The sequence below is a fragment of the Bariatricus sp. SGI.019 genome (assembly GCF_050315235.1).
In the GTDB taxonomy this organism is placed as follows: domain Bacteria; phylum Bacillota; class Clostridia; order Lachnospirales; family Lachnospiraceae; genus JAFBIX01.
This window is the reverse complement of sequence record NZ_JBNPOQ010000002.1, coordinates 40,426-64,388: the sequence shown is the minus strand read 5'-3', so window position 1 is coordinate 64,388 and position 23,963 is coordinate 40,426. Positions and strand designations below refer to the sequence as shown.

Annotated in this window: 18 protein-coding genes and 1 pseudogene; 18 read left to right on the top strand and 1 reads right to left on the bottom strand. The window is 41.1% G+C overall.

The annotated features are described in order from the left end of the window. Positions 1-49: 49 nt before the first annotated feature. On the bottom strand, positions 50-493 hold the full coding sequence (locus tag ACQRD1_RS01665; RefSeq protein WP_347376473.1) for a CYTH domain-containing protein: 444 nt from the start codon (positions 491-493) through the stop codon (positions 50-52). Between the two features lie 109 nt (positions 494-602). On the opposite strand from ACQRD1_RS01665, the gene ACQRD1_RS01660 reads away from it, so the two are divergent. From ACQRD1_RS01660 to ACQRD1_RS01575, 18 genes and pseudogenes are all read left to right on the top strand, one after another. Beyond that, a complete protein-coding gene (locus ACQRD1_RS01660) occupies positions 603-1,151 on the top strand; it encodes a DJ-1 family glyoxalase III (RefSeq protein ID WP_427786853.1) in 549 nt (182 codons plus the stop codon). Positions 1,152-1,162: 11 nt separating this feature from the next. Then, positions 1,163-1,852 carry a hypothetical protein gene (locus tag ACQRD1_RS01655; RefSeq protein WP_427786852.1) on the top strand — a complete coding sequence of 230 codons (690 nt, stop codon included), beginning with the start codon at positions 1,163-1,165 and terminating at the stop codon, positions 1,850-1,852. Between the two features lie 121 nt (positions 1,853-1,973). Next, complete coding sequence (tig, locus tag ACQRD1_RS01650) at positions 1,974-3,260, top strand: trigger factor (RefSeq protein WP_235231696.1); 1,287 nt, start codon at positions 1,974-1,976, stop codon at positions 3,258-3,260. A gap of 28 nt (positions 3,261-3,288) precedes the next feature. Next, positions 3,289-3,870, top strand: coding sequence for an ATP-dependent Clp endopeptidase proteolytic subunit ClpP (gene clpP / locus ACQRD1_RS01645; RefSeq protein ID WP_235231695.1), 582 nt, complete (start codon positions 3,289-3,291; stop codon positions 3,868-3,870). A gap of 33 nt (positions 3,871-3,903) precedes the next feature. Further along, positions 3,904-5,163 carry an ATP-dependent Clp protease ATP-binding subunit ClpX gene (gene clpX, locus ACQRD1_RS01640; protein WP_235231693.1) on the top strand — a complete coding sequence of 420 codons (1,260 nt, stop codon included), beginning with the start codon at positions 3,904-3,906 and terminating at the stop codon, positions 5,161-5,163. Between the two features lie 79 nt (positions 5,164-5,242). Continuing rightward, positions 5,243-7,609, top strand: coding sequence for an endopeptidase La (gene lon / locus ACQRD1_RS01635; protein WP_427786851.1), 2,367 nt, complete (start codon positions 5,243-5,245; stop codon positions 7,607-7,609). A gap of 11 nt (positions 7,610-7,620) precedes the next feature. Next, positions 7,621-8,238, top strand: coding sequence for a ribosome biogenesis GTP-binding protein YihA/YsxC (yihA, locus tag ACQRD1_RS01630; protein ID WP_347376477.1), 618 nt, complete (start codon positions 7,621-7,623; stop codon positions 8,236-8,238). Then, on the top strand, positions 8,228-9,370 hold the full coding sequence (ytvI, locus tag ACQRD1_RS01625; protein ID WP_427786850.1) for a sporulation integral membrane protein YtvI: 1,143 nt from the start codon (positions 8,228-8,230) through the stop codon (positions 9,368-9,370). The genes yihA and ytvI overlap by 11 nt, the downstream gene beginning before the upstream one ends. Positions 9,371-9,408: 38 nt before the next feature. Continuing rightward, positions 9,409-10,950, top strand: a complete 1,542-nt coding sequence (locus ACQRD1_RS01620) for a nitrite/sulfite reductase (RefSeq protein ID WP_235231686.1) — start codon at positions 9,409-9,411, stop codon at positions 10,948-10,950. A gap of 4 nt (positions 10,951-10,954) precedes the next feature. After that, positions 10,955-12,010, top strand: coding sequence for an acyltransferase family protein (locus ACQRD1_RS01615; protein WP_427786849.1), 1,056 nt, complete (start codon positions 10,955-10,957; stop codon positions 12,008-12,010). Between the two features lie 213 nt (positions 12,011-12,223). Next, positions 12,224-12,493 (top strand): annotated as a pseudogene (locus ACQRD1_RS01610) (DEAD/DEAH box helicase family protein); the annotation flags it as partial. A 364-nt stretch (positions 12,494-12,857) separates the two neighbouring features. Further along, positions 12,858-13,859, top strand: coding sequence for a virulence RhuM family protein (locus ACQRD1_RS01605; protein ID WP_235231682.1), 1,002 nt, complete (start codon positions 12,858-12,860; stop codon positions 13,857-13,859). Between the two features lie 208 nt (positions 13,860-14,067). Further along, positions 14,068-14,730 carry a PDDEXK nuclease domain-containing protein gene (locus tag ACQRD1_RS01600; protein ID WP_427786848.1) on the top strand — a complete coding sequence of 221 codons (663 nt, stop codon included), beginning with the start codon at positions 14,068-14,070 and terminating at the stop codon, positions 14,728-14,730. A 286-nt stretch (positions 14,731-15,016) separates the two neighbouring features. After that, the gene (gene uvrB, locus ACQRD1_RS01595) at positions 15,017-17,011 is read left to right on the top strand and encodes an excinuclease ABC subunit UvrB (protein WP_235233877.1); all 1,995 of its coding nucleotides are present in this window, start codon (positions 15,017-15,019) and stop codon (positions 17,009-17,011) included. Positions 17,012-17,024: 13 nt separating this feature from the next. After that, positions 17,025-19,868 (top strand): excinuclease ABC subunit UvrA, encoded by a 2,844-nt coding sequence (gene uvrA, locus ACQRD1_RS01590; protein ID WP_427786847.1) that lies wholly within the window; start codon positions 17,025-17,027, stop codon positions 19,866-19,868. 139 nt (positions 19,869-20,007) lie between these two features. Continuing rightward, complete coding sequence (locus ACQRD1_RS01585) at positions 20,008-20,997, top strand: rod shape-determining protein (RefSeq protein ID WP_328282622.1); 990 nt, start codon at positions 20,008-20,010, stop codon at positions 20,995-20,997. After that, a complete protein-coding gene (recD2, locus tag ACQRD1_RS01580) occupies positions 20,997-23,207 on the top strand; it encodes an SF1B family DNA helicase RecD2 (RefSeq protein WP_427786846.1) in 2,211 nt (736 codons plus the stop codon). Before ACQRD1_RS01585 ends, recD2 begins: the two co-directional genes overlap by 1 nt. Then, positions 23,204-23,929 carry a double zinc ribbon domain-containing protein gene (locus ACQRD1_RS01575; RefSeq protein WP_427786845.1) on the top strand — a complete coding sequence of 242 codons (726 nt, stop codon included), beginning with the start codon at positions 23,204-23,206 and terminating at the stop codon, positions 23,927-23,929. The genes recD2 and ACQRD1_RS01575 overlap by 4 nt, the downstream gene beginning before the upstream one ends. Positions 23,930-23,963 lie beyond the last annotated feature (34 nt).

The following is a 23,963-nucleotide window of genomic DNA, read 5'->3' as shown; positions in this document are numbered from 1 at the left end:
TCTATGCATCGAATCGTTTCAAAATACAATAAAGCAACAAAATGTTGCTTTACAATTTGCTGAGAGTACTGTTGTGATATTTACCAGAAAAAGTAACATCATCCCCGAACCAGGATGGTGGGACAAAGGCAAGTGCGGCTTCTTCCGAGGGAAATTCTACTTCGACAAGAATAAGAGGCGCGAGATCGCCTTCAAAAATATCCAGTTCTGCAGCAAGATCATTGTTCAAGGGAATCATATAACGTTTCTTTTGAATAAGACGCCCATCAATCTTAGTGAGAAGATGTTCATAAGCTTCCTGTGTCAATGGAAGATTGTATTCCATTCGTGTCATAAATCCCTTGGATTTATAAGTAAGCTCATATTTTTCATTGTCACGTCGGATGCGTACAACGGGATCGGTATTGAGATAGCCTTGTTCAATAATTCGGCATGGATAGCCGCTCAGAGATTCAGGCAGTTGCTGTACGAGATATTTACGTTCTATTTCCAATGTTTCGGACCTCCTGTCTATAAATCAAAAAAAGCATTATAGGTATCATAATATAGTTTACACCAAAAGTAAACGGTGTTAGAATCAAATGTTAAGGAGGATGATAGTGATGAAAAAAGTAAGTGTAATTTTAGCTGATGGATTTGAAGAAGTTGAAGCACTGACAGTGGTTGATTTACTTAGAAGAGCAAAAATTTATGTGGATACTGTTTCCACTACAGAAGAATATACGGTTCATGGAGCACATGGAATCAATGTCCAGACAGAGGATCTGTTTGAAGAGGTTAATTTTGTGGAATCTGATATGATTGTTCTGCCGGGAGGAATGCCGGGGACCACGAATTTGAATGAGCATGAAGGTGTCCGTAGAGTTGTAAAAGATTTTTATAACGAGGGAAAATATGTTGGAGCAATCTGTGCAGCACCAACGGTACTTGGCAATCTGGGATTACTGAAAGGAAAGCGTGTCAGCTGTTATCCATCTGTGGAAAAGGAGATTCAAGGTGCGGTTATGACTGGAGCGAATGTAACAGTGGATGGCAATATCATTACCAGTCGGGGAGTTGGAACGGCGATAGACTTTGCACTGAAATTAATTGAAGTCCTGTCAGGACCAGAAAAGACAGCTGAGATTGCAGAAGCAATCATATATTATTAAGAGAAGCGACTATGAAAATGGTGATGAATAAGCGAAAAAAGTGGGGAAAACTGTGCGTGTTGATCGTGGTGTTAATGTTAACAGTGACAGGATGTGGAAAAAAGTTTGATGCAGCCGGATATGTACAGGCAGTTCTTGATCTGACCTTTCAGGGAGACATTACACAGGCGAAGAAGTATTCAAAAGATGCAACGGAAGAATCCTTGATGCAGATGTACCGTGATTCGATTGATCAGTTTGTTTCCAGTAACATTACGAATGAGATTGAGATGAGCGACACGAAGACATCGCAGTTTGCAGAACTGGTATCTAAGATATTCACGACTATGCGTTATAACGTGAAAGAAGCCAAGAAGACAGGTAAAGGAGAATATGAAGTAACGGTTGAGATTCATCCGTCTGATGTATTCGTAGATTTTCAGCAGCTTTTGACGGAAGATTCGTTAAAAGTCGCTCAGAAGATAAAAAATGGAGAGTATGAAGGCGCATCGGAGGAAGAGACTACTCAACAGATATTAAATGATATCGTGAATCATGCCTATGAACTTTTGGAAGTCGCTTATATGGACAGCCAATATGGGGAAAAGAAAAGTGTAGTTCTTCATGTAAAACAGGATAAAGACAAGGAATATTACATTGATGAGGATGATATGGACCAATTAATCCGAAAAATACTTCGGTTAGATGAAATTCAAGGCTAGATATTTCAGAAGCTTTGTGTTATACTTCTTTGGTGAATGTAATGTAGTATAGTCTGCCCATCTTCCCGACTACCGAAAGATAGGCAACCCGAAAGAGTATAGAAACAGGAGGAAATAGTAAATGAGTTTACAGGTAGAAAAATTAGAAAAAAACATGGCAAAACTTACCATTGAAGTTTCTGCCGATGATTTAGAGAAAGCGCTTCAGAGTGCCTATATGAAGCAGAAAAACAAAATCTCTCTTCCAGGATTCCGTAAAGGAAAAGTACCACGTCAGATGATTGAAAAAATGTACGGCGCAGAGATCTTTTACGATGATGCAGCAAATGCTCTGATTCCAAAGGCATACGCAGATGCATATGATGAATGTGAACTTGAGATCGTATCCAGACCAGAGATCGATGTTGTTCAGATCGAAAAAGGAAAGCCATTTATCTTTACAGCAGAAGTTGCAACAAAGCCAGAGGTTACTCTTGGTGAGTACAAAGGACTTGAAGTAGATAAGATCTCTACACGTGTCACACAGAAGGAAGTAGATGCAAAGGTTCAGGAAGAAGCTGAGAAGAACGCAAGAACAATTACAGTAGAGGACCGTCCGGTACAGGATGGAGATGAAGTAATCCTTGATTTTGAAGGATTTGTTGATGGCGTTGCTTTCGAAGGCGGTAAAGGAGAGAACTATCCGCTGACAATTGGTTCCGGATCATTTATCCCGGGCTTCGAAGAGCAATTGGTTGGCGCTGAAGCTGAAAAAGAAGTAGAAGTCAATGTAACATTCCCAGAAGATTATCATGCAGAAGATCTGAAAGGAAAAGCAGCTGTATTCAAATGTACAATCCATGAGATCAAGGCAAAAGAACTTCCGGAGATTGATGATGAATTCGCAGCAGAAGTTTCAGAATTTGACACATTAGAAGAATACAAAGCTGATATTAAGGCAAAGATTAAAGAACAGAAAGCTTCTGAAGGCAAGACAAAGCAGGAAGATCAGGTTGTTGAACAGGCTGTTAAGAATGCAGAGTATGAGATTCCAAAGGCTATGATCGAGACTCAGGCTTTACAGATGGTAGAAGACTTCGGTCAGAGAATCCAGTCTCAGGGACTTACTATGGAACAGTACTTCCAGTTTACAGGAATGACTGCTGACAAGATGTTAGAAGAGATGAGACCTCAGGCAATCAAACGTATCGAGACACGTCTTGTATTAGAGGCAATTGCAAAAGCTGAGAACATTGAGATCAGTGATGAAAAGTTAGATGAAGAGCTGGCTAAGATGGCAGAAGCTTATAAGATGGAAGTTGATAAGCTCAAAGAGTTCATGAGCGACAATGAAAAGAAACAGATGAAAGAAGATATGGCAGTTCAGGAGGCTGTTACCTTCTTGGTAGAGAATGCTGTTGAAAAATAAGAATATGTAGTCAGGAGGAGGCATATACATGAGTTTAGTACCTTATGTCATTGAACAGACAAGCCGCGGGGAACGCTCCTACGACATCTATTCAAGATTATTGAAAGATAGAATTATTTTCCTGGGAGAAGAAGTGACAGATGCATCTGCGAGTGTGATCGTAGCTCAGCTGTTATTCCTGGAAGCAGAGGATCCTGAGAAGGATATCCATCTGTATATTAACAGCCCGGGAGGTTCTGTGACAGCCGGTATGGCGATCTATGATACCATGCAGTATATCAAATGTGACATAGAGACTATCTGTATCGGTATGGCTGCAAGTATGGGATCTTTCTTGCTGGCAGGGGGAACGAAGGGCAAGAGACTGGCTCTTCCAAATGCAGAGATTATGATTCACCAGCCATCAGGCGGTGCACAGGGGCAGGCAACTGAGATTAAGATTGCGGCAGAACATATTTTGAAGATTCGTCAGAAATTAAATCAGATATTAGCAGAAAATACAGGACAGCCGTTAGATGTGATCAGCGCTGATACAGAGCGTGATAACTTCATGTCTGCGGAAGAAGCAAAAGCATATGGCTTGATCGATGAGGTAATCACGAGACGCTAGTGCAAGGCATCTGTCCTTAGACGAGGTGAGAGTGTGGTAGGAAAGAACGATGATCAGGTGAGATGCTCCTTCTGTAATAAGACGCAGAATCAGGTAAGAAAATTGATCGCAGGTCCTAATGGGGCATATATCTGTGATGAGTGTGTGGACGTCTGCTCTGAGATTATAGAAGAAGAATTCGAATATGACAATGGAAGAAGATGGAATCCATTTGCGGATATTAATCTGTTAAAGCCGGAAGAGATCAAGGAATTTCTGGATGAGTATGTAATTGGTCAGGATGAGGCAAAGAAAGTCTTATCAGTTGCTGTGTACAATCATTATAAGAGAATCATGGCAGGAAAAGATCTGGGAGTGGAATTGAGCAAGAGTAATATTCTTATGCTTGGTCCTACCGGATGTGGTAAGACATTGCTCGCACAATCTCTTGCGAAGATTTTGGGTGTTCCATTTGCTATTGCGGATGCGACTGCTCTGACGGAAGCCGGATATGTAGGGGAAGATGTGGAGAATATTCTCCTGAAGCTGATCCAGGCTGCCGATGGAGATATTGAGCGTGCTGAATATGGTATCATTTACATTGATGAAATTGATAAGATTACGCGTAAATCAGAAAATCCATCTATCACAAGAGATGTTTCTGGAGAAGGTGTTCAGCAGGCATTGCTTAAGATTGTGGAAGGAACTGTTGCGAATGTTCCGCCACAGGGAGGAAGAAAACATCCTCATCAGGAATTGATTCAGATCGATACTACCAACATCCTGTTTATTTGTGGCGGTGCGTTTGAAGGAATTGATAAGATTATTGAAAAACGTATTGATCAGAAATCCATTGGATTTAATGTTGAGATTGCAGAAAAGCATGAGAATGATGTTGACCGGTTACTGCAGCAGGTGTTGCCGCAGGATCTTGTAAAATACGGTCTGATTCCAGAATTGGTAGGGCGTGTTCCGGTTACGGTATCTTTGGAAATGTTAGACAGAGAAGCTTTAATTCGGATTCTGACAGAACCAAAGAATGCAATTGTAAAACAATATCAGAAAATGCTTGAGTTAGATGGCGTTGAATTGATTTTTGATGACGAAGCACTTGAGGCAGTTGCTGAAACTTCGCTTAAGAGAAAAACTGGCGCCAGAGGTTTGCGTGCAATCATGGAGAATATCATGATGGATATCATGTATCAGGCTCCATCAGATGAGACGTTGAAGTCATGCCGTATTACAGAAGACGTCGTAAAAGGAATCGGAGAACCGGAGTGTGTTCACACATCCGTCAGATTTGAAAGTGCATAATAACAAAAGGCGGGTGCAAATAGTTCAGTTGTGCCCGCTTATTTTTACTCTATAAGAACTGTGATTAGGAGAAATATTTATGAACAGAGAGACAATGAGTCTGCCAATGGTAGCTTTGAGAGGAGTTGCTGTATTGCCGGAAATGGTACGTCATTTTGATGTCAGCCGTGAAAAATCGCTCAAGGCTATTGAAGAAGCCATGGAAGGGAATCAGAAGATATTCTTGTCAGCCCAGAAGGATATTGAGGCAGAAGACCCGAAAATGGCAGATGTATATCGGGTTGGATGCGTTGCAACCATCCGTCAGATTGTAAAATTACCGAAGAAAATAAACAGAGTCCTGGTGTCTGGGGATACCAGAGCATGTATAAATACGATAGAATTTGAAGAACCTTATCTTAGAGTTAATGTTACTACAATGCCAGATGAGGATACTTCTGTAGAAGATATAGGAGCGGAAGAACATCCGCTAAATATGGAAGCCATGCTTCGGGGAATGAAGGATATTTTCAAAGAGTATCTTTTGAAGAATCCCAAATTATCGAAAGAGTTGGCGCTTCAAATTGAAAATATAAATGAATTGTCAAGATTAGTAAATGTCATTGCAGCAAATGTGCCATTCTCTTATCTGGATGCCCAGCAATTGTTGGAAGAAACGAATCTGATGAGAAGATATGAATTGCTTGCTTACAAGTTAGTCAATGAGATTCAGATTCTGAATGTAAAAGATGAGATTCAGGCGAAGGTAAAAGAAAGAGTAGATAAAAATCAGAGAGAATACATTCTTCGTGAAGAGTTAAAACTGATTCGAGAAGAATTGGGAGATGACAATACATTGTCAGATGCAGAAGAATTCCAACAGAAAACGGATGAACTTCGGGCGCCGGAAGAAGTGAAGGAAAAGCTTAATAAAGAAATTAAAAGATTTAAAAATTCCATGGGTAATCCCGCAGAAATCGGAGTTACACGTACTTATATTGAGACGGTTCTGGAGATGCCATGGGATAAGATGTGTGAAGAACATCAGGATATTGCCTTTGCGAAGCAAGTATTGGAAGAAGATCATTACGGATTAGAGAAAGTAAAAGAACGAGTGCTGGAATTTCTGGCAGTTCGTGCGCTTACAAAGAAAGGTGAGACGCCAATTCTGTGCCTGGTGGGACCTCCGGGAACTGGAAAAACATCGATAGCGAAATCATTAGCCAGGGCATTGAAGAAGCCTTATGTGCGCATATCTCTTGGTGGTGTACGTGATGAAGCTGAGATTCGTGGACATCGTAAGACTTATGTAGGAGCAATGCCAGGAAGAATTGCTAATGGATTAAAACAAGCAGGCGTGAAGAATCCATTGATGTTATTGGATGAGATTGACAAGGTCAGCAATGATTATAAAGGAGATACTTTCTCTGCGTTATTAGAAGTATTGGACAGTGAGCAGAACCATAAGTTCCGTGATCATTATCTGGAGGTTCCGGTAGATTTGTCAGAGGTACTGTTTGTAACGACTGCGAATACTTTACAGACAATTCCAAGACCGCTTCTGGATCGTATGGAAGTGATTGAGGTCAGCAGTTACACGGAGAATGAAAAGATGCATATTGCCATGGAGCACCTGATTCCCAAGCAGATGGAAAAGCATGGCCTTACATCGGAACAATTGACCATCAGTAAGAAAGCGTTGTGGAAGATTGCGCGAAATTATACGAAAGAGGCTGGAGTCAGACAACTGGAGAGAAAGATTGGAGATATCTGCCGGAAAGCAGCAAGAGAGATTCTGGAGACAAAGAAGAACGCGGTTCATGTAACGGAGCGCAATCTTCATACATATCTTGGCAAGGAGCTTTATATCTATCAGATGAAGAACGATTCCGATGAAGTGGGAATCGTCCGTGGACTTGCATGGACCAGTGTGGGTGGAGATACCCTTCAGATAGAAGTAAATGTCATGCCAGGAGAGGGAGAGATTTTACTGACGGGTCAGCTGGGAGATGTTATGAAGGAATCAGCCAGAACAGGAATCAGCTATATCCGTTCAGTCAGTAAAGAATATAAGATTCCAGAAGATTTCTTCAAATCTCACGATGTACATATCCACATTCCGGAAGGCGCTGTGCCAAAGGATGGTCCTTCTGCCGGAATCACTATGGCAACGGCTATGATGTCGGCAATTACGGGAAGAAAGGTAAGAGCAGATCTCGCTATGACGGGTGAGATTACTTTAAGAGGACGCGTCCTTCCAATCGGTGGATTAAAAGAGAAACTTCTGGCGGCTAAAAATGCCGGGATTCAGACGGTCATTGTGCCAAAAGAAAATGAAATTGATGTAGAAGAACTTTCATCGGAGATTACGAAAGGATTGGAGATCATTCCGGTATCTCATATGGAGGAAGTGTTGAAAATTGCTTTTGTAAAGCAAAGAAGGGCTGCGAAACCTAAGAACAAATAAGGGGAAAAATTATGATAATCAGAAATGTTAATTTGGAAACGGTATGCGGAATAACCAGTAAGTTGCCAGAGAATACATTGCCGGAAATTGCATTTGCGGGAAAATCTAACGTAGGGAAATCTTCGCTGATTAATGCTTTGATCAACCGTAAGTCATATGCACGTATCTCGGCAACACCAGGAAAAACGCAGACGATTAATTTCTATAATATCAATGAAGAAATGTATCTGGTAGACCTCCCAGGATATGGTTATGCGAAAGTATCGGAGCAGGAAAAAGTAAAATGGGGCCAATTGATTGAACGATATCTTCATGGTTCTAAGCAGCTGCAGGCAGTGTTCCTTTTGATCGACATTCGCCATGATCCATCTGCTAATGATAAGATGATGTATGACTGGATCGTAGCACAGGGATACTATCCGATCATTATTGCAACAAAGCTGGATAAGATTAAGAGAAGTCAGATTGATAAGCAGATAAAAGCGATTAAAACAGGTCTGAATCTGGTTCCGGGAACGAAGATCATACCATTTTCTTCCGTTACTAAGCAGGGCAGAGATGACATCTGGGATCTGGTTGAGAGTGAGTACCTGATCGAAGAAGAGGTGGAACAGACGGATGAAAACTAATTTTAGAGAGCAGCTGAAAGATGACCGCCCTTACTGGAAGGTCATCGTAAGTCTGGCCTTTAGCCTGGTCGGAACATTATTGTTTCTCTATCTGGGTTACAAGTTGCTTGGATTTTTTATGCCGTTTGTAATCGGATGGTTTATAGCATATATCGCCAGTCCGGTAGTAAATTGGCTGGAAAAACGAGTGAAAATCGTAAAAAAATTAGGTTCCGTGATTATGATTGTTGGTGTTCTGGCGGCAGTCTGTTTTATAATATATTTCATTATCAGTACATTATGGAAAGAAATATCCTTCTTGATTCAAGATATGCCTGGAATGTACCGAGATCTGGAGTCTGGATTGAGTCAGATAGGGAACAGTATGGAAGGTGTCTTTGGAAAGCTTCCGGATGGAGTACAGGAAGGATGGCATACCATGGTTGCTAATTTTGACGAGATGATGGGAGAACTGATGAGTAGAATCAGTGAACCTACTGTGTCAGCTGCCGGAAGATTCGCCAAGAGTATTCCGTCCGTGCTGGTAGCAACAATCGTTACTTTTATCTCCGCATACTTTTTTATTGCCGAGCGGGAAGATGTTATCCGATGGTCTAAAAAAGTAGCACCAGATGCACTGGTGAGTCGTATGACAATGGTAATGGATAATCTGAAATTTGCCGTTGGAGGATATTTAAAAGCCCAGTTGAAGATCATGGTTGTTGTATACATAATCTTGGTTGTCGGATTTATAATATTGAATATTCATTTTTCGTTCCTTTTGGGACTTTTAATTGCACTTTTAGATTTTCTGCCATTTTTTGGAACTGGAACAGCGCTGATTCCATGGGCAATATATCAATTCTTTATGGGAAATTACAAATTAGTAGTGGGATTGGTTATTTTATATGCTGTTACTCAGTTGGTGAGACAGTTGATTCAGCCAAAATTAGTAGGAGACAGCATGGGATTACGTCCATTACTCACTCTGTTCTTGCTATATACCGGATACAAGATTGGAGGTGTGTTCGGTATGATTTTTGCCGTTCCGATTGGAATGATCGCGATAAATCTATACAAGGCAGGAGCATTTGATTACATTTTGGATGATATAAAAATATTAGCAGAGGGAATATTAAGTTTAAGAAATTAGGGAACGCTGACAAAATACACAAAAAAGGAGAGAGTATTATGGAAAAATTGCTAAAAGAGTTTCGTGAGGATCTTGCGAAATTTCGAGAGATGACAGACAAGTTTTATGCAAAAGAAGTTAATATGAAAGAGTACAAAGGATTTTCCGGCGGATTTGGAAGTTATGCTCAGAAGGGTGGACAGGCAAGTATGTTAAGATTGCGTCTGCCTGGTGGAAGACTGACAAAGGAAAAATTAAAATTTGTAGTTGATTCCATTGAAGAATATGGCGTGGAAAAAGCGCATTTTACAACTTGCCAGACGATTCAGTTCCATAATCTGGATGGAAAAGCGGCTTGTGATATCATGGAAAAAGCATTGGATGTAGGAATTGTCACCAGAGGCGGTGGCGGAGATTTTCCAAGAAATACTATGGTGTCCCCTTTGTCAGGAGTAGAAGAAGGAGAGTACTTTGATGTACTTCCATATGCGGAAGCTGTATCGGATTATTTGCTTGGTTTTATTAAAACCGTTAAAATGCCTAGAAAACTGAAAGTAGGATTTTCTAACTCTCCGGCAAATGTAACACATGCTACATTCAGAGATCTGGGATTTGTGGCAACTGCCAACGGAACATTTGATGTATATAGTGCCGGCGGTCTTGGAAATAACCCTCGTATGGGTGTAAAAGTAGCAGAAGATGTGCAGCCGTCACAAGTGTTGTATTATGTAAAGGCAATGGTAGAGACATTCCTGGCATATGGAAATTATGAGAACCGGGCGAAGGCAAGAACCCGTTATATGCAGGAGTCATTAGGAGTTGAGGGATACAAGAAAGCATATCTTGAAAAATTAGAATCTGTAAAGGCAAATGAAAATTTAGATATTGATGTGAAAGCAACTCCAGTTAAGAAAGTATCTGACGGAACAAAAGTAACAGGAAAACGTGTAATCGCCCAGAAACAGGAGGGTCTGTATGCGGTTGCTTATCATCCACTTGGCGGAGTACCTGCAGTTTCTAAATTTGCAGAGCTTTATGATGTAATTAAAGATATGGAAGCAGTAGAAATCCGCATTGCACCAGATGAGACTATTTATGTCGTTAATCTGAATGGTGATGAAGCACAGAAAGTTCTGAAAGTAACGGACGATGGTGCACAAAATCTCTTTGAGACATCCGTTTCTTGTATTGGAGCGACTATTTGTCAGATTGGGCTGCGCGATTCACAGGGAGCATTGGCTGAGATCATTCATGAAGTAAGAAAATATGATTTTGCAGATGGGATATTGCCACGAATTCATATTTCAGGCTGTACTTCTTCCTGTGGAACTCATCAGATTGGAACATTGGGATTCCATGGTGGAGCAAAAAGGGTAAATGATGTTGTAGAACCTGCATTTACCTTCCATGTAAATGGCTCTGATCAGCAGGGAGAGGAACGTTTCGGAGAACAGTGGGGCATGATGCTGCAGAAAGATATGCCGGCATTCTTCGTTGAACTTGGAAAAACAATTCAGGCAGAAAATAAGACATTCGAGACCTGGTATGCAGAAGAACCTAAAAAATTAAAAACAATTGCAGAGAAGTATTTATTAAATTAACGCGATGAAAGGTAAGAGATTAGATCAACTACAATTTTTAAGATTTATAGGATTTAGTTTTATTTTTTTGTTTCATGCTCTTGGAACGAATCTTGAACCATATTTCTATTCAGCCAACTCTGCTTATGCAATGGTAAGCTTTTTCTTCATATTGTCAGGATTTGGTTCGGGTTATTCTTCTGCAGACCGATATGAGAAGCCTACGGTAAAAGCTATGTTACTCCATCAATGGAAAAAAATAAAAAAAATATATCCGGTTTTGTTCTTGTCTGTTATTTACTGTATATTACAGACGGATTTGCCTTCTATAATTAATAATGGAGATATGAACGCATTAAAGGAGAGTAGCTGGACGTTGATGAAATGCTTACTTATGATCCAGGCATGGTGGAATCCATATCTTCACTATAATGGTGTTACCTGGTTCATATCGGCTATTATGTTTTTATATCTATTTGACCTTCCTGTGCGTTATCTGCTTGATAAATTACATAAAAATAAAAGAGAAAAGGCAATACTTACCGGCGTTAGCGTATGTCTGGCCATTTTTATCTTTCTTGTAGCGGTGTTGGTCAGAAATCGGGAAGATTTTGGATATTGCATCTATGCATTTCCTCCATCCAGACTGGCAGAATACTTGCTGGGAATGTGTGTGGGAAGGATGATGTATCGAGTAAATGATGAGAGAAAATCAATCGGAAATATTACATTATTCTCCTTCTTAGAAGGAGGAGCTCTGGTACTTTGGGTTGCATTATTCTTCTTACCGTTGCCAGTCAACTCATTCAGTATGCAGGTATATTGGCTGATTCCCAATATTCTTGTATTAATTATTATGGGACTCGGGAAAGGAGTTTTTTCCAATCTATTTAAAATGAAGCCATTTCAATTTGCCGGCAATATTAGTATGGAATGCTACTTACTTCATCAGCCGATATTGTTGACATATGCATCCTTTGTGCAGATGGAAAATACATTAAGAGGAACGGTGTTCTATATTATGTTTAATTTTGGATTTACAATTCTGTTGAGTGCACTGCTTCACCGGAAGTCGAACTAATACTGTGGTTTATTCCAGTTCTAACATGACATCGGCAACAAAATAGCCGCTTTATACTTGTGCGGAAGAAGATGAAAAACAGTTGTAAGTATGTAGTATATAATATAAAGCTGAGAAAGTACAGAACAAACATTCGATTGTCCTGTACTTTTGTTTTATATTCTGATATAATGGCAACAGAAAATGCAGATAATAGATTCATAGGAGGATTTCATGGATCATTTTGAATTAGTATCAGAATACGCCCCGACCGGTGACCAGCCGCAGGCGATTGAGCAGTTAGTAAAAGGGTTCAAGGAAGGTAACCAGTGCCAGGCGCTTCTTGGTGTCACTGGTTCAGGAAAGACCTTTACGATGGCCAATGTTATCCAACAATTAAATAAACCGACGCTTATCATAGCCCACGACAAGACTCTCGCGGCACAATTATATGGTGAATTTAAAGAATTCTTCCCAAACAATGCAACGGAGTATTTTATGTCCTAGTTTGGAGGCAGGGTGATAACCGTGATATATAGTGCTGTTTAATATTGAATATTTCATATTTTCTGGAAAGAATTGAAATATATGGACAGAATAACAGCGGATGAACAGGTGAGATTAGTGACATGTATTTGTGTAATGTACGAGATAATATTGGTAGGAAAGCAGTAAGAGATGGAATGAGGGAAACTTTATTTCTCCAATTCTTACCATGATATAATTGTTGAGAAGTTTAAGGATGTCGCATTATATTATAAAGAGATAAAGGGAGATTACGAAATGCAAAAGTCATTAGCTTTTATTTGAAAATTTAATGATAAAGTGGATATATTCTTTAATGTTTTGAGATGAGGTGAAAATAGGAATGAATCAGGAGCATGAGATAGTTCTATATCAGGTTGAAGATACCAATATATATGTAAATGTGTTTTTCAAAGAAGATACTTTTTGGATGACACAAAAAGCAATGGCAGAATTATTTGACTGTACAACCGATAATATTTCTTTACATTTGAAAAACATTTACAAGGAAGAAGAATTAGACGAAGTGTCAACTACCGAGTTTTTCTCGGTAGTTCAAAATGAGGGTCAACGGAATGTTAAAAGAAATGTAAAATGTTATAATCTGGATGCAATCATTGCGGTTGGATATCGAGTTAACTCCAAGAAAGCTACGCGGTTTCGACAGTGGGCTACTAAAACATTAAAAGAATATATTACCAAAGGGTTTGTGTTGAATGATGATATGCTTAAAAATGGAAAGCCTTTTGGAAAAGATTATTTTGATGAATTATTGGAGCGTATCCGTGAAATCAGGGCAAGTGAGCGAAGAGCTTATCAAAAAATCACGGATATTTTTGAGCAATGCAGTTATGATTACGATAAAAACAGTGAAATTACAAAGAATTTCTATGCTTTTGTCCAGAACAAATTGCATTTTGCGGTTACGGGCAAGACCGCTGCAGAACTGATATATGAACGTGCTGATTCGGGAAAACCTGCGATGGGGTTAACTACATGGAAAGATGCTCCTGATGGCAAGGTTTTAAAACGTGATATTGGAATTGCAAAAAATTATTTAAATGAAAAAGAATTATCCCGCTTAAATAGACTGGTAACTATGTTCATTGATTATGCAGAATTAATGGCTGAAGATGAGATATTAATGAGTATGCAGGATTGGGTTGACCAGACAAATCAGTTTTTAACGAATAACAGGCGTAAGGTATTGGCTGGAAAAGGAAAAGTATCACATGATACTGCGATGGAAAAAGCTGAAAAAGAATATGAAGTGTTTAGGGTAAAACAGGATAGGGAGTATGTTTCTGAGTTTGATCGGGAAGTAGAAAAATATCTTAAAGGTTAAAGAGAAAATTAATATTACATTTTTTGAATGAAATAGAAGAATCGTTCTTTTTTGAATTTAAAAATGATGAAGTGTCCGGTGCTAAATAAGTAAAAGAGATTTCTGCGTTAGCAAATACATATGGTGAATATATTTTTGTTGGAATATCAGATACTTAAGTGAAAAACTAAATTCCAGTTGTGGATTATCTCAGTAAATATGGTCTCATTTGAGAAATATTATGCGTATTTCAGACGAAGAAGAACGCAATTTCTATTTGGATGAAGTGGCTAATGAAAATTGGACTGTAAGAGTGTTGGAACGTAATATTAAAAGTGGATATTATAAGAGAATGCTGTCTACACAGTTGCCAGATACGGAGAATAAAACATTAGAATTTGTTAAGGATCCGTTTGTGCTAGAATTTATGGGAGTAAAGCAAAATGATGGACATTTAGAAAGTGATATTGAAAAGGCTATTATTAGCAATCTTCAAAAATTCTTATTAGAAATGGGAAAAGGATTTTCATTTGTAGGTAGACAGATGAGAATTTGCACGGAAACAACAGATTTTTATATTGATTTAGTTTTTTACAATTATATTTTGAAGTGTTTTGTACTTATTGACTTAAAAACAACAAAGTTAACGCACCAAGATATTGGGCAAATGGATATGTATGTGCGTATGTTTGATGATTTGAAACGTAGGGAAGATGATAATCCCACTATTGGTATTATTTTTTGTACGGACAAAGATGAAACGATGGTTAAATATTCTGTTTTACATGAGAATCAACAGATTTTTGCTTCTAAATACATGACTGTTTTACCTACTATAGAAGAGTTGCAAAAAGAATTGGAACGAAATCAATTGATATATAATCAGGATTAAAATTATTTCAAAAAAATGCGAAAGCCATTAGATGTATTTGAATTGGCTACACGTGTGTAGCCAATTCAGTGTGTGGATAATTTATTGAACAAAATTGTCGAATCGTCAAAAAATTCAACATTTGAATCGGAATAATGTTTGTTTTCAATACATATGTTAACTTTTGAGTTCTTAAATTCGAGTAAAGGGTTAATTTGGAGTATTAACTAGATGAATTTACAATAATTACACGAATTTTTGGCTGATGGATAAATTTTTTATACTATAGATTTTAAGAGGTGTTTTTATGCAAGATGCACAAAAATGTTTTGAATTACATTCTGAATACAAGCCGACCGGCGATCAGCCGCAGGCGATTGAGCAGTTAGTAAAAGGTTTTAAAGAAGGTAACCAATGCCAGACGCTTCTTGGTGTCACCGGTTCCGGTAAGACCTTCACGATGGCAAATGTTATCCAACAATTAAATAAACCAACGCTTATCATAGCGCATAACAAGACCCTTGCTGCACAGCTCTACGGTGAATTCAAGGAGTTCTTCCCGAACAATGCGGTGGAGTATTTTGTGTCCTACTATGATTATTACCAGCCGGAGGCTTATGTCCCTTCCTCTGACACTTACATTGCCAAGGACTCATCCATCAACGATGAGATAGACAAGCTTCGCCATTCTGCCACGGCAGCGTTATCGGAGCGGCGGGATGTGATTATCGTGGCCAGCGTATCTTGCATCTATGGTCTGGGTTCGCCGATTGATTATCAGAACATGGTCATTTCCCTGCGTCCGGGTATGATCAAGGATCGTGATGAAGTTATCCGCAAGTTGATCGATATACAATATGATCGTAATGAGATGGACTTTAAGCGCGGCACATTCCGGGTTCATGGGGATGTATTGGAGGTGTTTCCGGCAGGATCTGAGGAATATGTGGTGCGGGTTGAATTCTTTGGAGATGAGATTGACCGGATCACTGAGGTTGATGTATTAACGGGAGAGATTAAGAATGAACTGAGTCATATCGCCATCTTTCCTGCTTCCCACTATGTAGTGTCGAAAGAGAATATGGAACGGGCGATTCAGGGGATTGAAGAAGAACTGGAGGAGCAGATCCGATTCTTTAAGAGTGAAGGGAAGCTTCTGGAAGCTCAGAGAATCTCTGAGCGGACGAATTTTGATATCGAGATGATGCGGGAGACCGGTTTTTGTTCAGGAATAGAGAATTATTCAAGACATTTGACGGGACTGGCACCGGGACAGCCGCCACATACGTTGATAGATTATTTCCCGGATGATTTTATCATGATGATTGATGAGTCGCATAAGACAGTGCCGCAGATTGGAGGTATGTTCCATGGTGATCAGTCCAGAAAGTCTACGTTGGTAGAATATGGATTCCGTCTGCCGTCGGCAAAAGACAATCGCCCCTTGAATTTTGAAGAATTTGAAGGTAAGATTGATCAGGTACTATTTGTATCAGCGACTCCCGGACCTTATGAGGAACAGCATGAACTGCTTAGAGCTGAGCAGGTCATCCGTCCGACAGGGCTATTAGATCCTGAGGTGGAAGTGCGCCCGGTGGAAGGCCAGATTGACGATCTGGTAAGTGAGGTCAATAAGGAGATCGCCAAGAAGAATAAGATATTGATTACGACATTGACGAAGCGAATGGCAGAGGATCTGACGGATTATATGCGAGAATTGGGCATCCGTGTACGTTATCTGCATTCGGATGTGGATACATTGGAACGGACGGAGATCGTTCGGGATATGCGTCTGGATGTCTTTGACGTGCTGGTGGGAATCAATCTTTTGAGAGAAGGTCTGGATATTCCAGAGATTACCCTGGTGGCGATTCTGGATGCCGATAAGGAAGGGTTCTTACGTTCGGCAACGTCTTTGATTCAGACAATTGGGCGTGCGGCGCGAAATGCAGAAGGACATGTTATCATGTATGCGGATGTGATGACAGATTCCATGCGTCAGGCAATCGATGAGACAGAGCGCCGCCGCAAGGTACAGATGGCGTACAATGAGGAGCATGGGATTACTCCGAAGACCATTCAGAAGAGTGTACGTGATCTGATCGCAGTATCGAAGAAGGTCGCTGCAGAAGAGCTTCGGATGGAAAAAGATCCGGAGTCTATGAGTGAAAAGGAACTTGAGAAGTTAATCAAGGAATTGAGTAAACAGATGAAGAAGGCTGCAACAGAATTGAATTTTGAAGCTGCCGCAGAATTAAGAGATAAGATTGTAGAACTGAAGCAACAGCTGCAGCAGATGTGAAAGGGATAGAACAATGTCGAAGAACAATGATAAGAAGCAATATATAAGAATACGAGGTGCCAATGAGCATAATCTGAAGAATATTGATCTGGATATTCCAAGAAATGAGTTGGTGGTATTGACGGGACTCAGCGGCTCCGGGAAATCATCTCTTGCGTTTGACACTATTTACGCGGAAGGGCAGAGAAGATATATGGAATCCTTGTCATCTTATGCAAGGCAATTCCTGGGACAGATGGAGAAGCCAGATGTAGAGAGCATTGAAGGACTGTCCCCGGCGATTTCCATTGATCAGAAGTCTACGAACAGGAATCCGCGTTCAACGGTGGGAACGGTCACAGAGATCTATGATTATTTTCGATTGCTGTATGCAAGAATCGGTATTCCACATTGCCCAAAATGTGGTAAAGAGATTAAGAAGCAGACGGTAGATCAGATGGTAGATCAGATTCTGGAATTGCCGGAGCGGACGAAGATACAGCTGTTGGCGCCGGTCGTAAGAGGAAGAAAAGGAACCCATGCCAAATTATTTGAACGCGCGAAAAAAAGCGGTTATGTCCGTGTGAGGGTGGATGGCAATCTCTATGAATTGTCGGAAGAGATTACTCTGGATAAAAATATCAAGCATAATATCGAGATTATTGTAGACCGACTGGTCGTAAAAGAAGGAATTGAGCAGCGGCTGACAGATTCTATTGAGAATGTTCTGGCACTTGCGGAGGGACTGATGATTGTGGATGTCATCGGTGGTGAGCCGATGAATTTCAGCCAGAGTTTTTCTTGTCCGGACTGTGGTATCAGCATTGATGAGATTGAACCGAGAAGTTTTTCGTTCAATAATCCCTTCGGTGCATGCCCAGAGTGTTTTGGATTGGGATATAAGATGGAATTCGATGAAGATCTGATGATTCCAGACAAGAATCTTAGCATTAGCGAAGGGGCAATCGCTGTTATGGGATGGCAGTCCTGTACGGATAAGAAGAGTTTCACTTATGCGATTCTGGATGCGCTGAGTAAAGAATATAATTTTTCTTTGGATACACCATTTAAAGATTATCCAAAAAAGATACACGATGTGTTGATTTATGGAACTGGAGGAAAAGAGGTAAAGGTACATTATCGCGGACAGCGCGGTGAGGGAATCTACGATGTGGCATTTGAAGGACTGATTCGGAATGTTGAACGGCGCTACCGGGAGACATCTTCAGAAACTGTCAAGGCGGAATATGAAGAATTTATGTGTATCACACCTTGCCATGAGTGTGGCGGACAGAGATTGAAGCCAGGAGCACTGGCGGTTACAGTGGGAGATAAGAATATCTCTGAAGTAATGGCCATGTCTATTGAAAAATTGCAAGTATTCTTGAAGCAATTGCAGTTAAGTAAGCAGCAACAGATGATTGGAGGACAGATCTTAAAGGAGATTAATGCCCGTATTCAATTCTTGATGGACGTAGGTCTGAATTACCTGACATTGGCCCGCGCAACTGGAAGCCTCTCTGGCGGAGAGGCACAGCGGATTCGGTTGGCAACGCAGATCGGTTCTGGACTTGTGGGAGTTGCTTATATTCTGGATGAGCCGAGCATAGGGCTGCATCAGAGGGATAACGACAAGCTGTTGGGCACATTACGGCATCTGCGTGATCTGGGTAATTCTGTGATCGTTGTAGAGCATGATGAAGATACGATGCTGGCAGCAGATTATATTGTAGATATTGGACCGGGAGCTGGCGAACACGGTGGAGAAGTTGTTGCCCAGGGAACTGCAAAAGAGATTATGGAGAATAAAAATTCCATAACCGGCGCATACCTAAGTGGTAGAATTAAGATTCCTGTGCCTGAGAAACGGATGCAGCCAACCGGATGGCTGAAGGTCATTGGTGCGCAGGAGAATAACCTGAAGAACATTGATGTAGAATTCCCTTTGGGAGTGATGACATGTGTAACAGGTGTTTCTGGATCAGGGAAGAGCTCTCTTGTTAACGAGATCTTGTACAAGCGCCTTGCGAGAGAATTGAACCGTGCAAGAACGATCCCGGGAAAACATAAAGATATAGAGGGTATCAGTCAGCTGGACAAGGTCATCAATATTGACCAGTCTCCAATCGGACGTACTCCGCGATCTAATCCTGCGACTTATACGGGAGTGTTCGATCTGATCCGCGATCTGTTCGCGGCAACTCCGGATGCGAAAGCAAAAGGATATAAGAAAGGCAGATTCAGTTTTAATGTGAAGGGTGGGAGATGTGAGGCTTGTGCCGGAGACGGGATCCTTAAGATAGAGATGCATTTCCTGCCGGATGTGTATGTTCCCTGTGAGGTCTGTGGCGGAAAACGCTATAATCGGGAGACACTGGAAGTAAAATATAAAGGAAAGAGCATCTATGACGTCTTGGATATGACGGTCGAAGAGGCGTTACATTTCTTTGAAAATGTACCCAGCATTCGAAGAAAGATGGAGACGCTGTATGATGTTGGATTATCTTATATCCGGCTGGGACAGCCGTCTACCACACTGTCAGGCGGAGAAGCGCAGCGGATTAAGCTTGCTACGGAATTAAGCAAGAGAAGTACCGGAAAGACAATCTATATCTTAGATGAGCCAACAACAGGACTGCATTTTGCGGACGTTCACAAATTGACAGAGATTCTGCGCAGGCTCTCTTCGGATGGCAATACGGTAGTAGTCATTGAACATAATCTGGATGTGATTAAGACGGCAGATTATATCATTGATATCGGGCCGGAAGGAGGAGACAAAGGTGGAACTGTAATTGCAAAAGGGGCACCAGAAGAGGTCGCAAAGAACCCAATATCCTACACAGGAAAATACATCGATGCCATGCTGCGCAAGTAGATGGAATTCACAAAGATTTAAGAAAAAAAGGTTTCCATTTTCAGGAAAGTTGATTATAATGGAACGTGCACTAAAGGTGCATGTGAATAAATAAACTAATGATAATCATATAGATAGCTTAATGAAAGGGGAAATAAGGATGTCAGTAGATATTGGAATTGATTTGGGAACAGCAAGCGTTCTGGTCTATGTAAAAGGGAAAGGCGTCATATTAAAAGAGCCTTCCGTTGTAGCTTATGACAGGGATACGAACGCGATAAAGGCAATCGGCGAGGAAGCACGTCTGATGCTGGGAAGAACACCGGGAAATATTGTGGCCGTCCGGCCGCTACGTCAGGGTGTGATCTCAGACTATACAGTTACAGAAAAGATGATTAAGTATTTTGTACAGAAAGCATTGGGCAAGCGGACATTTAAGAAGCCTAGAATCAGTATCTGTGTTCCAAGTGGGGTTACCGAAGTGGAACGAAAGGCAGTAGAAGAGGCAACTTATGCGGCAGGCGCGAGAGAAGTGAACTTAATCGAAGAGCCGGTGGCAGCTGCGATCGGAGCCGGGATAGACATCTCCAAGCCTTGCGGTAACATGATCGTAGATATCGGTGGCGGAACTGCAGATATTGCGGTGATTTCCCTGGGAGGAACAGTAGTAAATTCTTCTATTAAGATTGCAGGCGATGATTTTGATGAAGCCATTGTCCGCTATATGCGTAAGAAGCATAATCTTTTGATCGGTGAGAGAACGGCAGAAGATATTAAGATTAAGATAGGGACTACTTATCCATTGATTGAAGATGAGGTCATGGAAGTCAGAGGAAGAAATCTTGTGACAGGTCTTCCGAAGACGGTAACCGTTACATCTTCCGAGACGGAGGAGGCGCTTCGAGAGCCGACGGGTCAGATCGTGGAAGAGGTTATCAATGTACTGGAACGCACACCACCGGAATTGTCGGCAGATATCCTGGATCGTGGAATCATGCTTACCGGCGGCGGAGCTTTGCTGAGAGGCCTGGAAGAGCTGATAGAAGAAAAGACAGGAATCAATACCATGACTGCAGATGATCCAATGAAAGTGGTTGCGATTGGAACCGGACAGTTTGTAGAGTTAATGGGCGGACGAAGAGAATTCTAATGGAAAGTATAAAGGGATATGTAGAACATATTGTATACCGCAATGAAGATAACGGATATACAGTATTTCATCTGAGTAACGATGATGGTGAAGTGACGTGTGTCGGTAACTTTCATTATATCGAAGAAGGAGAGCTCCTGAAACTGGAAGGAGAGTATACTACGCACAAATTATATGGTCTCCAGATGAAGGTAGAGACTTCTGAGGTGTGCGAACCGGAGGACCTGATATCCATTGAACGGTATCTGGGCTCTGGAGCAGTAAAGGGTGTGGGCACAGCAGTTGCCGGAAAGATCGTTAAGAAATTCAAAGAAGATACCTTTCGAATTATAGAAGAGGAGCCGGAACGGCTGGCTGAGATCAAAGGAATCAGCGAGCGAAAGGCAAGAGAGATTGCCATACAGGTAGAAGAGAAGAAGGATATGCGCCAGGCAATGATATATCTGCAGAAATATGGAATATCAACGACCCTGGCAGCCAAGATATACCAGCATTATGGCAGGAACGTATATCGTGTGATCGAGGAAAATCCTTATCAGCTTGCCGATCATGTGTCGGGAGTTGGGTTTAAGACCGCTGATGAGATTGCAGCAAAGGTTGGAATTCATACGGATTCTGACTATCGCATCCGCAGCGGCATTTTCTATACGCTTTTGCAGAGTGTGAATGATGGACATGTCTATCTGAAGCAAGAAGTATTATTAAGAAAAGCAAGTGAACTTCTGGAAGTGGAGATTCAGGATATCGAGAAATATCTGATGGATCTCGCCATGGAAAAGAAAATCGTTATGAAGAAAGCGGAGAATGGAATGCGCATCTATTCTTCCCATTATTATTACATGGAGATGAATGTAGCTAAGATGCTGCATGATCTGAATGTGAACTGTGATGTTGCAGAGGACAATCTGGAACGTCGGCTTCAGGCGATCGAGAAGAATACAGGACTGTATCTGGATGATAAGCAGAGAACAGCGGTGATGGAAGCTGCACGCAGAGGCGTCATGGTCTTGACGGGAGGACCGGGAACCGGAAAGACGACGACCATCAATGCGATGATACATTTCTTTGAAAGTGAAGGAATGGACATCTATCTGGCTGCACCTACCGGTCGTGCTGCCAAGCGTATGACGGAGGCAACCGGATATGAGGCACAGACGATCCATCGATTGTTAGAGGTCAGTGGGAATCCAGAAGATGACAGTACCAATGGTTTTCAGAGAAATGAAGAGAATCCTCTGGAGGCAGATGTGATCATTATTGATGAGATGTCAATGGTAGACCTTCCACTGATGTATGCTTTGCTGGGAGCAATCGTACCGGGAACCAGATTGATACTGGTAGGTGACCGAAACCAGCTCCCAAGCGTAGGACCTGGAAGTGTACTGAAGGATATCATTGATTCCCATTGCTTTGCCGTCGTTATGTTGACGAAGATATTTCGTCAGGCAGGAGAAAGCGATATTGTGGTCAATGCTCATAAGATCAATCGTGGAGAAGAGGTTGTATTAGATAATAAGAGCCGGGATTTCTTCTTCCTGAAGCGGCAGGATGCCAATGTGATTATCAGCGTTGTGATCACATTGATCCAAAAGAAACTTCCGAAGTATGTCAATGCCAAGCCTTATGATATTCAGGTCCTGACGCCTATGAGAAAAGGTCTGTTAGGAGTGGAACGTCTGAACCGGATACTTCAGGAATATCTGAATCCACCAGAGCCCCAAAAGACGGAAAAAGAATATGGAGATCGTCTGTTCCGTGAAGGCGATAAGGTCATGCAGATCAAGAATAACTATCAGCTGGAGTGGGAAGTGGCGACAAAATATGGAATGACCATCGACAAAGGTCAGGGCATCTTTAATGGTGATATGGGAATCATCAAGGAGATTAATACATATGAAGAAGTGGTAATTGTGGAGTATGATGAGCAGCGCCTGGTGAAGTATCCATATACTTTGCTGGATGAGCTGGAACTCGCTTATGCGATTACTATACATAAATCTCAGGGGAGTGAATATCCTGCGGTCGTGATTCCGTTACTGCAGGGACCAAGGCAGTTGTATCACAGGAACCTTCTGTACACGGCTGTCACAAGAGCAAAGCAATGTGTAACGTTAGTAGGAAGTGATGTGGTATTTCAGGAAATGATTCATAATACCAACGAACAGGATCGTAACACAAGCCTTGCAGAACGAATCCAGGAATTACAATGATAAAGATATTACAGGCTTTTCTGAAAAGAATCAGTCTGTGGCTGTGGCCAGAGGTCTGTCCATTTTGTGGAAAGGTATATCGTCAGGGCATCTGCACTGCATGCAGGCGGAAACTGGAACACTTAAAAGTCCGGGAACCGCGGTGTATGCAGTGCGGAAAGCCGATCCGATATGCAGAACAAGAGTATTGTCATGATTGTACACATACACATCATTTTTATGACAGAGGGCTAAGCCTATGGCTTCACAAAGCTCCGGTCAACACCTCCATCTATCAATTCAAATATCATAATCAGAGAAGATATGGAATCCATTATGCAGAGGAATTAATACGCACCTATGGTCATATGATAAAAAGGTGGAACCCAGATCTGATCATTCCTATTCCCCTCCATAAAAGACGAAGAAAAAAGCGAGGCTATAATCAGGCGCAGATTATCAGTGCAGAGATTGGAAAGAATATGAATATACCGGTCGATACGAAAAGTCTGATACGATGTATATCTACCAATCCTCAGAAAACGTTGAATCATGATGAACGGAAGAAGAATCTAAGCCATGCATTTGCTGTGAGAAAAGGTTTTGTTCCAGTGTCAACAGTGCTGTTAATTGATGATATCTATACAACGGGGAATACTATAGATTATGCCGCGAAAACTCTGAAAAAAGCGGGAGTTGAAAAAGTATACTTTTTGACCATAAGTATTGGACAAGGATACTGATATTTGTTATACTAAAAATGATGTTTAAATGGAT

Coding starts and splice junctions, on each gene's coding strand:
- uvrA (WP_427786847.1), top strand. CDS start 17,025: ATGTCGAAGAACAATGATAAGAAGCAATATATAAGAATACGAGGTGCC.
- lon (WP_427786851.1), top strand. CDS start 5,243: ATGAACAGAGAGACAATGAGTCTGCCAATGGTAGCTTTGAGAGGAGTT.
- ytvI (WP_427786850.1), top strand. CDS start 8,228: ATGAAAACTAATTTTAGAGAGCAGCTGAAAGATGACCGCCCTTACTGG.
- ACQRD1_RS01575 (WP_427786845.1), top strand. CDS start 23,204: ATGATAAAGATATTACAGGCTTTTCTGAAAAGAATCAGTCTGTGGCTG.
- ACQRD1_RS01620 (WP_235231686.1), top strand. CDS start 9,409: ATGGAAAAATTGCTAAAAGAGTTTCGTGAGGATCTTGCGAAATTTCGA.
- ACQRD1_RS01615 (WP_427786849.1), top strand. CDS start 10,955: ATGAAAGGTAAGAGATTAGATCAACTACAATTTTTAAGATTTATAGGA.
- recD2 (WP_427786846.1), top strand. CDS start 20,997: ATGGAAAGTATAAAGGGATATGTAGAACATATTGTATACCGCAATGAA.
- tig (WP_235231696.1), top strand. CDS start 1,974: ATGAGTTTACAGGTAGAAAAATTAGAAAAAAACATGGCAAAACTTACC.
- ACQRD1_RS01585 (WP_328282622.1), top strand. CDS start 20,008: ATGTCAGTAGATATTGGAATTGATTTGGGAACAGCAAGCGTTCTGGTC.
- uvrB (WP_235233877.1), top strand. CDS start 15,017: ATGCAAGATGCACAAAAATGTTTTGAATTACATTCTGAATACAAGCCG.
- yihA (WP_347376477.1), top strand. CDS start 7,621: ATGATAATCAGAAATGTTAATTTGGAAACGGTATGCGGAATAACCAGT.
- ACQRD1_RS01605 (WP_235231682.1), top strand. CDS start 12,858: ATGAATCAGGAGCATGAGATAGTTCTATATCAGGTTGAAGATACCAAT.
- ACQRD1_RS01660 (WP_427786853.1), top strand. CDS start 603: ATGAAAAAAGTAAGTGTAATTTTAGCTGATGGATTTGAAGAAGTTGAA.
- clpP (WP_235231695.1), top strand. CDS start 3,289: ATGAGTTTAGTACCTTATGTCATTGAACAGACAAGCCGCGGGGAACGC.
- ACQRD1_RS01655 (WP_427786852.1), top strand. CDS start 1,163: ATGAAAATGGTGATGAATAAGCGAAAAAAGTGGGGAAAACTGTGCGTG.